This window comes from Acinetobacter sp. FDAARGOS_559, from assembly GCF_003940475.1.
GTDB lineage: Bacteria > Pseudomonadota > Gammaproteobacteria > Pseudomonadales > Moraxellaceae > Acinetobacter > Acinetobacter baumannii.
In genome coordinates, this window is sequence record NZ_RKJG01000005.1 from 1,180,483 (window position 1) to 1,196,311 (window position 15,829).

Annotated in this window: 11 protein-coding genes; 4 read left to right on the forward strand and 7 right to left on the reverse strand. The window is 38.9% G+C overall.

What is annotated here, in order from left to right; all coding sequences use genetic code 11:
* Positions 1 to 2: 2 nt before the first annotated feature.
* A complete protein-coding gene (locus EGS71_RS07210; RefSeq protein WP_000380468.1) occupies positions 3 to 2,099 on the reverse strand; it encodes a carbon starvation CstA family protein in 2,097 nt (698 codons plus the stop codon).
* A gap of 166 nt (positions 2,100 to 2,265) precedes the next feature.
* On the reverse strand, positions 2,266 to 2,835 hold the full coding sequence (gene efp, locus EGS71_RS07215; RefSeq protein WP_000035083.1) for an elongation factor P: 570 nt from the start codon (positions 2,833 to 2,835) through the stop codon (positions 2,266 to 2,268).
* A gap of 73 nt (positions 2,836 to 2,908) precedes the next feature.
* Here efp and epmB point away from each other — a divergent pair, with 73 nt between their 5' ends.
* The 3 genes from epmB to EGS71_RS07230 are packed head-to-tail and all read left to right on the forward strand — an operon-like array spanning position 2,909 to position 7,791.
* Complete coding sequence (gene epmB / locus EGS71_RS07220) at positions 2,909 to 3,925, forward strand: EF-P beta-lysylation protein EpmB (protein ID WP_000611579.1); 1,017 nt, start codon at positions 2,909 to 2,911, stop codon at positions 3,923 to 3,925.
* Between the two features lie 15 nt (positions 3,926 to 3,940).
* Positions 3,941 to 5,686: a hypothetical protein gene (locus EGS71_RS07225; RefSeq protein WP_000981543.1), complete on the forward strand. Its 1,746-nt coding sequence runs from the start codon at positions 3,941 to 3,943 to the stop codon at positions 5,684 to 5,686.
* Complete coding sequence (locus tag EGS71_RS07230; protein WP_002010049.1) at positions 5,683 to 7,791, forward strand: EAL domain-containing protein; 2,109 nt, start codon at positions 5,683 to 5,685, stop codon at positions 7,789 to 7,791. Before EGS71_RS07225 ends, EGS71_RS07230 begins: the two co-directional genes overlap by 4 nt.
* A 62-nt stretch (positions 7,792 to 7,853) precedes the next feature.
* Here the strand turns inward: EGS71_RS07230 and rpmE are convergent, their stop codons facing one another.
* The 4 genes from rpmE to EGS71_RS07250 form a co-directional block, all read right to left on the reverse strand.
* Entirely contained in the window at positions 7,854 to 8,078 is a 225-nt protein-coding gene (gene rpmE, locus EGS71_RS07235) for a 50S ribosomal protein L31 (RefSeq protein ID WP_001200845.1), read from the reverse strand.
* A gap of 193 nt (positions 8,079 to 8,271) precedes the next feature.
* A complete protein-coding gene (locus EGS71_RS07240) occupies positions 8,272 to 9,243 on the reverse strand; it encodes a bile acid:sodium symporter family protein (protein WP_169518026.1) in 972 nt (323 codons plus the stop codon).
* Between the two features lie 133 nt (positions 9,244 to 9,376).
* Entirely contained in the window at positions 9,377 to 9,778 is a 402-nt protein-coding gene (gene gloA / locus EGS71_RS07245) for a lactoylglutathione lyase (RefSeq protein WP_001242511.1), read from the reverse strand.
* A 21-nt stretch (positions 9,779 to 9,799) separates the two neighbouring features.
* Complete coding sequence (locus tag EGS71_RS07250) at positions 9,800 to 11,971, reverse strand: AmpG family muropeptide MFS transporter (RefSeq protein WP_000428288.1); 2,172 nt, start codon at positions 11,969 to 11,971, stop codon at positions 9,800 to 9,802.
* Between the two features lie 166 nt (positions 11,972 to 12,137).
* Between EGS71_RS07250 and EGS71_RS07255 the strand changes: the two genes are divergently transcribed.
* Complete coding sequence (locus EGS71_RS07255) at positions 12,138 to 14,756, forward strand: Lon protease family protein (RefSeq protein WP_000192286.1); 2,619 nt, start codon at positions 12,138 to 12,140, stop codon at positions 14,754 to 14,756.
* A gap of 57 nt (positions 14,757 to 14,813) precedes the next feature.
* Here the strand turns inward: EGS71_RS07255 and EGS71_RS07260 are convergent, their stop codons facing one another.
* Positions 14,814 to 15,743, reverse strand: a complete 930-nt coding sequence (locus EGS71_RS07260; protein ID WP_000886770.1) for a LysR family transcriptional regulator — start codon at positions 15,741 to 15,743, stop codon at positions 14,814 to 14,816.
* Positions 15,744 to 15,829 lie beyond the last annotated feature (86 nt).

The following is a 15,829-nucleotide window of genomic DNA, read 5'->3' on the forward strand; positions in this document are numbered from 1 at the left end:
CTTTATTCTCCTCGAGTGGTAACCACTTCAGGATCGGTATATACCGCAGGCGCTTCATTTACAGTCGGTGTTGGACTTGCTAAAGCACGACGAACAATACCAATTGAGGCAATAATCATGACAATCGATACAATCATAAAGAAGCCACAAAGTGCAGCATTAATCTGGTTCGACATCACGATAGTTTGCATTTCGGCAATGGTTTTTGCAGGCTTAAGAATTTCACCGCGAGCAATCGCATCGGAGAACTTATGTGCTTGAGCCAAGAAACCGATTTTCGGGTTTTCGTGGAAAATCTTCTGCCACCCTGCTGTCATACAGGTAATGAACAAGAAAATGGTTGGAATGATCGTCACCCACACATACTTCTCTTTTTTCATTTTGAACAGAATCACGGTACCCAAAATGAGTGCCATCGAAGCCAGCATTTGGTTACCCACACCAAATAAAGGCCATAATGAGTTGACGCCGCCAAGTGGGTCAATCACACCTTGATAGACGAAGAAGCCCCATCCACCTACCGCAACGGCCGTACCTAACAAGTTACCAAAGAATGAACCTGAAGATTTAACCGCCGGAATAACAATACCAACCGTGTCTTGCACCATAAAACGACAAGCACATGTTCCTGCATCTACCGCAGTTAAAATGAACAATGCTTCAAATAAAATCGCAAAGTGATACCAGAATGCCATCATGGCACGGCTGTTAAAGATTTCAGAAATGATATGAGCCATACCAATAGCAAAGGTAGGCGCACCACCTGTACGTGAAAGGATTGAGCTTTCACCCACTTCTTGAGCTAAAACCGTCAACATTTCAGGCGTAACAACAAAGCCTAAATTACGTACAGCTTCCGCTGCAGATTCTACGGTTGTGCCGAGCACTGCTGCTGGTGCATTAATCGCGAAGTACACACCTGGGTCTAATACTGTCGCACAGATCATCGCCATGATCCCGACAAAAGACTCCATAAGCATACCGCCGTAACCGATCATGCGGATATTAACTTCGTTATCAACAAGTTTTGGTGTCGTACCACTCGATACCAGCGCATGGAAACCTGAAATGGCACCACAGGCAATAGTAATAAATAAGAACGGGAATAAGCTACCTGAGAAAACCGGACCTGTACCGTCAATAAAATGGGTAACAGCAGGCATTTTAAGGTCAGGCAATGCAATCACAATACCGACTGCCAAACCAAGAATAACCCCGATTTTAAGGAAAGTAGATAAATAATCACGTGGTGCTAATAACAACCAAACCGGTAGTACCGATGCGATAAAACCATAAATGATGAGACACCAAGTGAGCTGTGTTCCAGTTAAAGTGAAGAACTCACCCCAATATGGATCTGCGGCAACATGTCCACCATACACAATTGCCAGCATCATTAAAACGAAGCCAATAATTGAAACTTCGGCGATACGTCCCGGACGAATAAAGCGCATGTAAACGCCCATGAACAATGCAATTGGAATAGTGGCTGCAATACTAAAGACACCCCACGGACTATGTGCAAGTGCTTTCACAACAACTAAAGCCAATACCGCAAGGATAATAATCATTACCCCAAGTGCACCCAACATGACCACAATACCGGCAAAAGGACCAAGCTCCTGCTTTGCCATTTCACCCAGTGAACGGCCATCACGGCGTGTTGATATAAATAAAACTAGAAAGTCTTGTACCGCACCCGCCAGAACCACACCAACCAATAACCAGATGGTGCCCGGTAAAAAGCCCATTTGTGCAGCCAAAATTGGCCCAACTAATGGCCCTGCGCCGGCAATCGCGGCAAAGTGGTGTCCAAACAGTACATACTTATTTGTTGGCACATAGTCTAAGCCATCGGCTAAACGATGTGCAGGAGTTAACCGTCTCGGGTTTAATTCAAATACTTTAGTTGCAATAAATAGACTATAAAATCGATATGCGATGCTATACACACATGCAGCTGCCAGTACCAACCATACTGCATTAACATGTTCACCACGACTTAGCGCCAGCATCCCGAAAGAAATAGCACCTATAATTGCTACTAGGCTCCAGACCAATTTGGAGGGAAGCGTAGATTTCGCTTGCATTGTGTCCATTCTTAACCTCTCAATAAATAATTACAGCAGTTTTATATTGTTATGTACTGTTCTCTGCTCAATCCTTGTGACTCTACTCCTCCTTTGTTCTTTTTCCTCTTATACTTTCGCATAAAAAAAGGGATGATTGACATCATCCCTTCGATAATAGTTTATTTTTTAACTATTATGCACGCTCTAAATACTCACCAGTACGAGTATCTACACGAACGCTTTCTTCTTGCTGAACAAATAACGGAACACGAACAACCGCACCTGTTTCAAGCTTAGCTGGCTTACCACCACCGCCAGAAGTATCACCACGTACGCCCGGATCAGTTTCAACAACTTTCAACACAACGAAGTTAGGTGCATTTACGTTTAAAGGAACGCCATTGAATAACATGATTGTACATGTTTCATTTGAGTCGTCTTTTAACCATTTAGCAGCATCACCCATTGCAGTTTTGTCAGCTGCAATTTGTTCGAAGCTTTCTGGGTCCATGAAGTGCCACATTTCGCCATCGTTGTATAGGTAGTTCATTTCTACTTCTACGATGTCAGCAGCTTCTAAAGTATCACCAGATTTAAAAGTTTTTTCTAAAACTTTACCAGTTTTAAGGTTACGTAATTTTACACGGTTGAACGCTTGGCCTTTACCCGGTTTTACGTATTCGTTTTCCATGATTGAACATGGGTTACTATCAAGCATGACCTTAAGGCCTGGCTTGAAATCATTTGTAGAATAATTGGCCATGACTGGCACACTCCAAACTTAACAAGTCAACTATGCGATATAATGCGCTGTTGCATTATCTTAATCGTGTCGCATGATAAACTATTTACACCAAGAGCAAAACTGGCAATCACAACTCAGTGACCTTATTACCGATCCTTTAGAGTTGTTGAACCTGCTCGAGTTATCCACTGATCAGCTATTATCAGGGGCGATTCTGGCTTCTGAAAAGTTTAAATTGCGTGTTCCGCGTGCGTTCGTCGGAAAAATGAACGCTAAAGATCCTCTTGATCCGCTTTTACTCCAAGTGTTACCGCATCATTTAGAACTTGAGGAACATCCTGAGTTTGTCACCGACCCTTTAGGTGAAGAAGCAGCCAATCAGTTACCGGGTGTTTTACATAAATATAAATCTCGTTTTTTACTGACTTTGACCGGTGCATGTGCGGTCCATTGCCGTTACTGCTTCCGCCGTCACTTTCCTTATCAGGAAAATTTACCTAAAAATGAAGATTGGCTAAACATTAAAAATTATATCGAGTCGAACCCCGATATTAACGAAGTGATTTTAAGCGGAGGTGACCCTCTTACGCTTTCTAACCGTAAATTAGCACTTTGGCTAGAACGTTTATCATCTCTCAAACAAGTGAAGATTCTGAGAATTCATTCACGCGTTCCAATTGTCATTCCAAACCGTATCGATGAAGAGCTTATTTCTTTATTAAAAAACAGTAGGCTGCGTATTATTCTGGTGGTACACTCAAACCATGCTTCTGAACTCGATGACTTTACTTGTTCAAAATTGTTGCAGCTATCTGAACACCACATTACTGTTCTAAATCAGGCAGTATTGCTTAAAGGGGTGAATGATTCTGCTCAAACTTTAACTGATTTAAGTTATCGTCTATTTGAAGCTCGCGTTATGCCATATTACTTACATGTATTAGATAAAGTAAAAGGCGCACAACATTTTGATTTAATACCATCTGAAATAGATGCGATATATCAAGACGTGTTAGCGAGCCTACCAGGATATTTGGTTCCTAAACTCGTCAGGGAAATTGCGGGCGAAAAGAATAAAACACCGCTTTTTGGGGCTACAACTTTTTGAGTTATATAATAAGTGATGATGAATAATGCACTTTCGGACATTTTTCACAATCAAACCGCACTTACTCGTGAACGGTTAAGCTTTTGTGAAGCCAACATTAAAGATCTTAATGAGTGGGTCACTACCCTTTCTATTATGCAATTGGGTGATACTTCAAAAGCGCTATTTACAGCAATTTTGGAGCTGAATGAGTTAAATTGTAGTGAAACCTTACGCTTTGACTTAATTCAGACACTTCACCCAACCATTAATAATGTGTTGGCGAGTTTAGAAAAAAACTTCTTTAACCAAGGCGTCATTAGTACCGACCGTAACGAGCACATTATTGAACTGGCTATGCTTCTGCGCTGTTATTTTGCCAGTATTTATTTAAATATTGCGCAAACAAGCCACGAACAGCTACAAAAGCAGAAGTTTTCTTTATTCTCTTTTAAACAAAAGAAAAATTTACAAACCGCACGAATTCTGGCGACATTCCACGCATTGCAGCAGTTGACCAATCTTTTATATCAACAGCATATGCTCTATAGCGAACCTGTCAAAGGTCAATGGTTAATTGCCCACCAGCTTTATGAAACAGCGGTTCAATACAAATATCATTTAACCAATATTAATCATATTCAAGGTGTACAGCACCCGTTAGCCAATATTACGCAGGCTTATGCACAGCTTATTTTATTAGATATTTTTAACACCAATCAGATTCGCCAGTCAGAAATTCAAGCCCTGTTTCAATGTAGTTTTGACTGGGCACGCATGATTCAGATCTTGCCGAAAGACACTGCTTCAACAAAGTATGTGGTCGACCCGACTAAAGATCATCCGCCTGTATATAACAAGAAACAAAGCTCAAATTTCAATCCAAGTATTTTTATTAGCACGCAAGCTTTGCTTGAGCATGTCACTGCCACCATGCATAAAAATGCTCAATATATGTCTAAAAATGAAAAGATTTATTTAAGTCCCGCATTAAAGTTCCATGTTCAAACGATTTTGGGAACCACAGCACAGCGCCGTCATGAGCGTTATGAATATAATGCAGCTTTACAAATCTGTTTTGGCTTAAGTACCGCACATTTTTATTTATCTAAAGCCAAAAACTTTGAAGAAACGCTACAACTGAGTAATAACTATAATTTACAAAGTGAATCGAAAGTCTTATCCAATTTAGAGAAAAAAGAACAACAAACCTCATCTTATCAACGCTTAAGCCGTGAGAGTAAAACCATTTATCAAACTACCGTGCTTGATATTAGTGTTAATGGCTATCGTATTAAATGGTCCGGCGAAGCACCTAAAAACTTAAGAACCGGCGAATATATTTTGGTGAAGGAAACGCTACATGGTCAGTGGCGTGGCGGTGTAATTCGCTGGATTAAGCAATCTACAGAAAAAAGTCTGGAACTGGGTTTAGAAATTCTTTCACAAGCCATGTTCCCTTGCGCTGTACATATTCAGGCAGAGCGTCATACGCGTAATTATCACCCTGCACTATTACTACAAACTCAAAACCTAGAAGAAATACAAAACACGCTTATTTTACCGGGGTCTCAAATTTTTAGAGAGCAACAAACAATTCATTTACGATTGGGGACAGAAGAAATCAAAGTGTATCTACTCAAAGCACAACTCATTACTCAAAGTTTTATTCAATTTCAATTTGAGCTTCTGAATGAGCAGCAACAGTACCTGCTTGATCAGTTCATGCTGAAAAAGAATAACACCGTGAATAGCCAAGATTTATGGGAAGCATTAAAGTGAGAAACTCTTTACTATCTAAAAGGTTAAAACGTACTGAAATACGTTTACTCATTATTGATGATAACCAGTTACGTTATAACCAAATTTTAAATTTATTATCGGGGAATGATTATCAAGTTAATGCCTTATTACTTGATGATTTAAAAAGTTTTGAAAAGCAGCTCAATACATCTTGGGATGTCATTATTTTTGGTCGCGCCTATGATTTGAAAATTGAACAAACTCTCTCCCTTGTTCAAGCCTCAGAACAGCCGCAGCTTCCAATATTACTTTTACAGCCAGACGATTACCAAGCGCAGCAATATCAAAGCTATATTCAAAAAGGGATTTATGATGTAGTCCCATTAGAACCGCTAGATTATTTCTATATTACCTTGGTTCGGGCACTGTCATACAGCCGCCTTTTACAGACGGAACAACGTCTTTTGGCCGAGCTTGATACCATTCATACGCATACGCAAACGCTGGTCGACAACAGCCATAAAGCAGTTGCTATTTTTCAAGAAGGCATCCACATTAAGGCAAATACCGAATATTTGAATCTTTTTGGTTTTCAACAAGAAGAAGACATTATCGGATTACCGATTTTAGATGTCTTACAACCCAACGATTTAAATGTTTTTAAGCAGCGGTTTAAGAAAATTTCTTTAGGCCAGTTCGATCAAGCACGCTTTGAAATCCAGAGTCAGCATCAGGCTATTTCGGGTAATAATGCGCTAAAACTCGAGTTTATTCCAAGTCAAGAAGAAGACGCGGTACAACTCACCATCGACTATCAAGTTGATTTAACTACTCCAGCAAATAGTGCTCCGTCCGAAAAAAGTGTTGGGTTAAGTGCAGCTTGGCCACAGATTAATCGTCATTTATCGACCCACCCTGCCCAAGCAAACGCCGTTGTTTTATTTAGACTTGCACAGTGCCCAGAACGAATTTTTCAACAGGGTTGGCAAACTTTAGGGCAATATCTCAATCAGCTCCATGGTTTTTTAAAAGACCATGCACAGATGCCGATTTTCCAAGTCGACTTGGGTAGTTATGTGGGGATTTTACAAGCCGAAAATAGTTCAGTTTTAAACTCACAGCTAACGAGTTTACAAACTTTGCAAAAAGAACATTTGTTGAAAGTGAATGAGCAAAACTTTTCAGTACAGTTAAAGCTTGGTTATGCTTTTCTCAACCAACCCTTAACTGAGAACTCTTTTAACTCACTGCTGAACGAGGCGGAAAAGCAAGGCTTACCTCAGGTTACACCTCAACTTGAAGTAATGCCAACAGTAGAAAAAACGGTTTCACCGAGCATCGAAGCTGTTCCTCTTGATTTAACAATTGAACATTTTGATCATACGCCTCAGTCCTCTTTACTCCAGCAGTTAAGACAAAAACTAGCTCAGGGCGAAATACATCTGAAGTACCAGCAAATTTATGATAAACATGACCAAGAAACTCATAACTATGAAGTGACAAGTGGTTTTATTGCTGGTGAACAATGGTATGACTTAAATGATTTAAGTGATCTTAAAGAAGATGCCGAGCTTTCAATTCAGTTAGACCGCTGGATATTGGTAGAAGCGTGTAAACAGCTTCATAATTTCATTGCTCAGTATCCTAAAGCGAAACTCATTATTAACCTTAATATTGATATTTTGCTGAAAGATAAAACATTCCCCGAGCTGATTTCCAAACTACTGACTATTATCGGAAGTAAAATTGAAAGCCCACTGATTTTGCAATTTTCAGAACAAGCTCTTCAGCCTTATCTCCCAATTGCTCAACAGCACATTGCTCGCTTACGCCAACATGGTGCGGAAATTTCAATTCGAGATTTTGCTTCTTCTATGTATAGCGATTCAATATTACAGCAGCTTGATATTCAACTTGTAAAATTACAGTCCAGCAAAACTGATCTATTAAGCTCAGACCAAGGGCTTAATAACTTGCAAGAAAAAATATTGAACTATTTGACTGTAAAACCGATTGGAATTTTATTAGCTCACTTGAATGATATGAACCTGTTTGCCAATGCATGGAATGTAGAAGCGCGCTTTCTACAAGGTGATTATTTTCAGAAAAAACTTGACCGCTTAACAGACGTACAAGACCAATAATGGTCTTGTATATTAAAAACAAAAAACGGGCATAAGCCCGTTTTTTGTTTCGTTTTGAAGTATTAACGCTTGATAGAGCGAGACATACCAGCAAAACGTTGTTTGAATTTGTCGATACGACCACCAGTGTCTACATTCTTTTGTTTACCAGTGTAGAACGGGTGGCAAGCTGAACATACGTCAAGGTAAATAGTTTCTTTACCTAAAGCAGAACGAGTTTCGATTACGTTACCGCAAGAACAAGTTGCAACTAATTTTTCATATTTTGGGTGAATATCGGCGCGCATCGTCGATTACTCCTAATTGAAGAAAGGCTTAAGCTGTCATCGCAATTGATCACTCTCAATTAAATTGAGGAAAGCTTTTACAAGCAGATCAACACCACAACAGACCATTCTTTTGGCCCACCGAAACCTCAAGGGTTAGAGCTAAGCACAACAAGTGGGCAGTATTATACGCCATATAAATTTTTTTTGCGAATTAATCTTGGGATTTAGCCAAGTAATTTGCAATCACTCCACAGACCATTAACTGGATTTGGTGAAAGATCATAATTGGTAAAACGATCATACCTAAAGGTTGGCCAATAAATAAGATTTGTGCCATAGGTACACCACTGGCCAAGGTCTTTTTTGAGCCACAAAAGAACACTGTAATTTGATCAGCTCGGTTAAAACCAAAAACGCGCGGTAAATAAAGTGCAAGCAGCATAATAATGGTGAGTAAAACAGAACAAGCAATCGTCAAAAGCAGTAAGGTTTTCCAACTCACCTGATGCCAAAGCCCCGCAACCACTGCCCCACTAAATGCACCATAGACCACCATCAAAATTGAACCTTGGTCAAATGCTTTTACAATACTTGGTACTTTTGCCATATATGGAAAAACATAGGGACGAAGTAATTGCCCTAAAACAAAAGGCACTAATAGCAACAAAGTAATTTGTATAATTGAAGATGTAGGATCAAATCCGTGCTGACTTTGTCCTAAAATAAAGAAACTGACTAAAACTGGCGTAATAAACATACCTACCAAGTTTGAGAAAGATGCGCTACATACCGCCCCCGCTACATTCCCTTTTGCAACTGAAGTAAATGCAATAGAAGACTGAACAGTAGATGGCAAGAAACACATAAACAAAAAACCCCAATAGAGCTGCTGCCCTAATAGAGGTAAAAGAATAGGTTTAGCCAATAAACCAATAGCAGGAAAAATAAAGAACGTAATTGCAAATACCAGTAAGTGCATTTTCCAATGCAAAATACCTTCAATGACTGCCTCACGAGACAGCTTTGCACCATGCAAGAAAAATAAAATAGCAATCGCGACTGTAGTTAATGTATTGAAATACTGCGCAGCTTGACCACTGACTGGAAAAAAAGTTGCTAGTAGTACCATGCCAACCAACAAAATTGTAAATCGATCAAGTGCCAAGAACTTCAGCATGTTCACATCCTATGATTATTTTAGATAAAGAAAAGCCCAGTTGATAAATTGACCATTTGGTCAAGCCTTCATCATACTGGGCTATAAAAATAAAGCTAGACTTTTAAGACCTAAATCTTAAAGCGCCTGAGTCATTTATTTAATTATTTCTAGCATTTGCGTCTTGTTGAATAAGCTCGACTTTGTAGCCATCCGGATCTTCAACAAATGCAATCACCGTTACACCACCCTTCATTGGGCCAGCTTCACGAACGACTTTACCGCCACGTGCTTTGATTTCTTCACAAGCTTTATAAGCATCTTCAACACCAATCGCAATGTGACCATAGCCATTTCCTAAATCATAACTTGAGGTATCCCAGTTATGAGTAAGTTCAAGCACGGTATTATTTTCTTCATCGCCATAACCAACAAATGCCAGTGTAAAGCGACCTTCTTCATAATCACGCTTACGAAGTAACTTCATCCCTAATACTTCGGTATAGAACTTTAAAGATTGTTCTAAATTGCCTACTCGCAACATTGTATGAAGCATTCGCATATATTTATCTCCAGAAAACCCTCATTCTGATGCTTGTTTAGCCAATAACTTACTTACCCAAATTACAAGTAGTAAAATTGGTAATCCCATCAAGAACGTAACCGTAAAAAAGCCAGAATAGCCTATATGATTTACTATTGTACCTGAGTATCCGCCAATAGTTTTAGGCAGTAATAACATTAATGAACTAAAAATAGCGTATTGCATAGCTGTAAAAGATACACTTGTTAGACTTGAAAGAAATGCAATAAAAACCGCTCCTGCCAGACCCGAAGCTAGATTATCAAATATGATTCCCATAACAAGCCATGTCTTACTGTAAGGTACAACTACTTTTCCTTTCAATTCGATATCAATATTTTTATCAATCGGAATCGCTGGGATATCGGATAAACTCATACGATATCTAGGTTGGCTTTCTGATAAATTTTTTTGATAGGTATGAGTCTGAACTAAAGTCTTTGTTTGCCCATTAACCTCATAATTTGCCTGCACTCTTATTGCATCAAGCTTAGCAAGTTCTGTCCCTGAAATAACTGCATTCCAGTCACTATTTTTAATTTTACCATCTACTTTAACTTGTGGATTTAAGAAAATATTTACAGATTTTATTTGACTATTTTTCGGCAAATTTAGCAAAGTGCCATGAAGGATTATATCTTTTGCTAACTCATCTTTATATACAAGATTATCGCCCCCTATAGCTTGGATATAAATCTCCGGTTTTGGCTCATTTTTGTATAGTTTTAGTGGAATAGTTATTTTTAAAGGTTCAATATACCCTTTAGGTTGCGAGGCAATAGAAACTTCTGCTTGGGTTGTTAAAGTATTACTTGGAAATTTTAAAGACCAGTTTCCTACCTCATCAGGGTTTGCGGTATATACTTGATCGCCAATATTAACCCGGACCTCTTGCATAGAAGCACCAGATTTGACTAAACCAACAAAAATTAAATTAGTTGTGCTCGCTAAAATTGCTCCTAACAACATCATTTTCATGACGTTATAACGCTGAGCTAACATCCCTCCGAGAAATCCACCTAATATTACAAAGAAAATCGCAAAAAACTTATTAAACCAAGCAATTTCTTCTTTATCAAAATTTAAATCTAAATAAAACAGATTAGCCATTACCCCAGCAACGACATCTGAAATACGATAGAAACCTATTAATAATAAAATTGCTAAAGCTACTTTTAATCCATATCGCTTAAAAAAGTCTAGTAAAGGTGATAACCATGTTTCTACAACAATTTTTTTATTAATTAAACCAAATTTAATTAAACCCAGAATAACAATAACAGCAATTGATATACTAATTAAAAACTTAATAACTAAAAGTATAAAATTTAAAAAAGCATCTTCGATAGAAAATGAATCAAAAATTAAACCGATTTGATAAAAACTAATTCCAAAAACTATGGTTGAAATAACAAAAACTGCAAATAACTGGACATAATCTTTTGCATGATAATGATGTTGTAGGCGCTTAACTACAGGTTCATGGATGAGTAAAGTTGTAATAATTCCTACAATCATCAAACCAGCCATTAATAAATAGGTGGTTCGCCATGCTTCATAAATATAATTACCAACTGCTGTTCCCAAAGATGCAGCAAATAATAGTGCACCTAATTGAGTAATAATTGTAGCAGTGCGATACCCTGCATTATAAGTTGAAGCTAAAACAGTTTGTATATTTGGGTCTTCAGTTAATTCGATACGGTAAGCATCCACAATAATATCTTGTGTTGCTGATGAGAAGCCAAGAAAAATAGCAGCCCCTGCCATAATCGTTAAATTTGACAATGAACCGAAATCAGATGTGTTGGGTAATGGATTTGTAAATGCCATCATACAAATTGCACAAATTACCAAAAGTTGTGATACCAACAACCAACTACGTCTTAGGCCCATTCTTCTGGTTAGATATGGCAAGGGTAACTTGTCTATTAGCGGCGCCCAAATAAACTTAAATGAATAAGCCAAAGCTGCCCAAGAGAACATTGTAATAGTACTTCGGTTAATTCCAGCCTCAGTCAACCAAAATGATAGAGTTGAAAAAATTAGAAAAATTGGAATTCCCGATGAAAAACCCAAAAACAACATAATGATTGCACGGCGATCCAAGAAAGCTTTAAAAGAACTTTTCCACCCTTTCGATTCAGAAATCATTCGTTTTTTATTTTCCATAAATTATAAATGCGCCTATTCAATCGCTTCTTACAATTGCTTTCAAGATTCTTTATGCAATCAAGTTTTGTTTTGATGATAAAAACGGCAAGTTTGCTTGATATTTTATGCTAAACCTGTATACCTTTAATCTTCAACCTTCGTTTTCTTTTGCTGGATATCAACAGTGACACAAAAACTTGATCAAGTGACATCTTCAACTTTATCACTCGCTAAAACAAACACCACAAACGTCACAATAAATGCATTTCCTTCAGCTTTTGAGCAACCTGATATTAAAATGACTTTAGATAAAACAGCGTTAAAACCCGAACAACTTACGCACATTCCAAATTTTGAAAATATTCCAGCCTCAACAAAACGCATCAAGCCGCTCAACAACTTTTTAGGGCAAGACCGCGCCAAAGCTTCGGTAGAAGCCGGTATTTCCTTACCCTACTCTGGTTATAATATTTTTGCGGTAGGAACTGCAGGCTTAGGTAAACGCACCATGATTAAGCGTTTACTCCAACAACATGCCAAAACAATGCCTACTCCAGATGATTGGGTATATGTTTATAACTTTAAACAAGCTCGTCAGCCTATTGCGCTACGCTTTCCTGCTGGACAAGGAACCAAGTTTCAACAAACTCTTCATCAAACTTGGCAAATTATTTTAAAGCAGCTTGAACGTCGTTTTAGTGCAGAGACTTATCATAACCGTATCGAGCGAATCCGTCAGGAAACTGGTGATGAACAGCAACAGGCGCTTGTCGAATTAACAAAAGAAGGCGAAGAACTTGATCTAAAATTGATTTCTCGAAATGAGAAACATGGCTTTGTACCTGTACAGTTAAAAGATAATCAGGTTCAAGAACTGACTCAAACAGAAATTGACGCTTTAAATAGTAAACAGCGTGCTGAGATTGCAGCCAATATTCGCTATATGGATAAAAAGCTTGAGCGTCTTGGTTTGCATTTGGGCGACTTAGAAGATGATGCACGCGACAAAGTTTCTGTTTTAAATCGAGACATCGCCACTCAGGTGGTTATGCCGCGCATGGACTTAATTTTAAATAAATATGGGCAAGTGAAAGGCCTTGAAGATTATTTAAAACAGTATGCTCAAGATATCATTGACAATGTTGAGTTAATTTTAGAACAAGAAGAAGATGACTTTGCTCCTGCTATGTTCAATCGCGTACCAGCGCGTTATCAAGCAAATGTGATTGTCTCAAACAAGCCAAATAGCGGTGCACCAGTTATTTTTGAAGATTTCCCAACGCACTATAACTTGCTGGGTCATGTAGAACAACTCACCCACAACGGCACAATTACCACAGATTTCACTCTTATTCGCCCTGGTGCCCTACATCAAGCCAATGGTGGTTTTTTAATGCTTGAGGCCGAGCAATTACTCGAACAGCCTTATGCATGGCAAGGTTTAAAGCGTGCCTTAAAATCGGGCCAACTCAAGCTCTCTTCTCTTGAACATATGTTGACTTTAACCGGCAGTATCTCGATAGAGCCTGCTGCTATTCCACTTGATATTAAAGTGGTACTGATGGCAGAGCCTGAGATTTATTATGAAATTTTAGAAGTAGAACCAGAGCTTGGTAGCGTATTTAAAATTCGCGCAGATTTTACCGATACATTACAACGTAATGACGAAAATGAACAAGCTTATATGCAGCTGATTGCAGACTATGTACAAGCCGATAAACTGCTTCCATTTGACCGCAGTGCTCTAGCGGCATTACTGACAGACTCAAGCCGTCAGGCCGAAGACCAAAGCTCATTGTCGTTACATGCTTCAACGTTGGGTGATCTTATTCGTGAAGCGCATCATCATGCATTTAAAGCCAATGATAAGATGGTAACCGACCAGCACATTAACCTTGCCTTACAACACCGACAATATCGCTTAGGCTATTTAAGAGAACTTTACTGGCAAGATTTATCGCGTGGAACCCAGTTAATCGAAACTTCTGGCCATCGTTTAGGTCAAATTAATGCCCTCTCTGTCATTCACTATGCAGATGTTGAGTTTGGTTTACCTTCACGCTTAACTGCCTCGGTTTATCAAGGCGGTGGCGATATTCTTGATATTGAACGTAGTGTAGAACTAGGCGGTTCATTGCATGCCAAAGGCGTGTTACTCATGTCTAGCTTCTTAAAAGCTCACTTTGGCCGTGAACAGATTTTACATTTTTCTGCTGCTCTGGCTTTTGAGCAAAGCTACGGACAAGTGGACGGCGACAGTGCAACCGTTGCCGAGCTTTCTGCATTAATCTCTGCAATTAGCCAGTTACCAATTGATCAGTCATGGGCAATTACCGGTTCTATGAACCAGTTAGGTCAAGTTCAACCAATTGGTGGCGTAAATGCAAAAATTGAGGGCTTCTATGATGCATGTAAGCTACAAGGTTTAACTGGCAAACAGGGTGTCATTATTCCACGCCAAAACATGCAACACTTGATGCTACGTCAAGATGTGATTGATGCGGTGCGAATGGGTCAATTCCATATCCATGCAATTGATACAATTGATCAAGCACTTGAGATTTTAATGGCTCGCCCTGTTGGTACCCTCGACAAAAAAGGCAAATACAGTAAGCATTCTATTTATGCCGCTGTAATGGAACAACTTGAGTACTGGCAAGCGATCGAAGATGGCGCAGAAGTTGAAGAGGAGCCGAAGAAGAAAAAGAAAAATAAGAAAAAAATTAAAAAGCATGAAGAGCTCACAGCCGATGATCTTCCTCAAGAAACTCAAGAGGAAGTTGCTACGCTAAAGCAAAAATAACACTGACATAAAAAAGGGCTTGTAATAACAAGCCCTTTTTTATGAATGAGATAAAAGTTAACGAACAATCTGCATTGCTCTTCCGCCAGCCAACTGGCTGAAGTATTGCTTAAGCGCTTCGACACAACGTTGAATTTTCATTGGCTGTTGATCGTGTTTTGCAATCTCTGCATATAAAGTGAAAGCTGGGAGTTTCCAATCTGGAAGGATTTCAATTAAAGAACCATTCTTCAGTTCTTTTTGAGCATCTAAATATAAAATTCTGGCAATTCCATGCCCTTGCTGGCATAGCGCTTTAGCCACTTGTAAATTATTACTTTGCAAACGGCTTGCCATCTCGATATTTAATTTTTCACCAGTTTTAGCGTGCTGAAAATTAAAACTACGTGAATCATTCATTGCATTGATAGAAAGCAACTCATGGTTGTTTAAATCATTTGGATGCAAGATTGGGCTTGTTTGATTGAGATAGCTGGGAGAGGCTACCAAAATCTGATCGACAAAAGCCATAGGAATAACAGAGTCGCTCTCTTCTACCGCTGTAGAACTCATGCGCACTGCAATATCAATTCGCTCTTCGATTAAATCGATATATCGATGCCCCACTTCAAAATGAACAGATAGACCACGATGGGCAGACATCCAGTGAGATAAAGCAGGAATAATGTGCTGAACCGCTAAATCAGGGGTAGTTGCAATACGCAAGTCACCAATCAAATCATCTCGCAATTCATTGATTCTGATTTTGCCTCTTTCTGCTGCTGCCAACATTTCTTGGCAACTTGAGAAAAAAGCCTGCCCTGCCTCAGTCAAACTAAGTTTTCGCGTAGAACGATGTAATAAAATTACATCCATTTCATTTTCAAGAGAACGGATTTGCTGACTTACAGCACTTGTTGTAATGCCTAATTCACGTGCCGCACCACTAAATGAACTTTTTTCAACCACACAAGCAAAAACACCCATCGCACGAAGCTGATCTAACATAGGTTTCCTCAAATCTAATTCTAAATTTATAAAAAATGCTTATTGTTGTAATGAAAGCAACCAATTGTATTATACGAGGAAACCTA

Coding starts and splice junctions, on each gene's coding strand:
- efp (WP_000035083.1), bottom strand. CDS start 2,835: ATGGCCAATTATTCTACAAATGATTTCAAGCCAGGCCTTAAGGTCATG.
- EGS71_RS07260 (WP_000886770.1), bottom strand. CDS start 15,743: ATGTTAGATCAGCTTCGTGCGATGGGTGTTTTTGCTTGTGTGGTTGAA.
- rpmE (WP_001200845.1), bottom strand. CDS start 8,078: ATGCGCGCCGATATTCACCCAAAATATGAAAAATTAGTTGCAACTTGT.
- epmB (WP_000611579.1), top strand. CDS start 2,909: ATGATAAACTATTTACACCAAGAGCAAAACTGGCAATCACAACTCAGT.
- EGS71_RS07250 (WP_000428288.1), bottom strand. CDS start 11,971: ATGGAAAATAAAAAACGAATGATTTCTGAATCGAAAGGGTGGAAAAGT.
- EGS71_RS07210 (WP_000380468.1), bottom strand. CDS start 2,099: ATGGACACAATGCAAGCGAAATCTACGCTTCCCTCCAAATTGGTCTGG.
- gloA (WP_001242511.1), bottom strand. CDS start 9,778: ATGCGAATGCTTCATACAATGTTGCGAGTAGGCAATTTAGAACAATCT.
- EGS71_RS07225 (WP_000981543.1), top strand. CDS start 3,941: ATGATGAATAATGCACTTTCGGACATTTTTCACAATCAAACCGCACTT.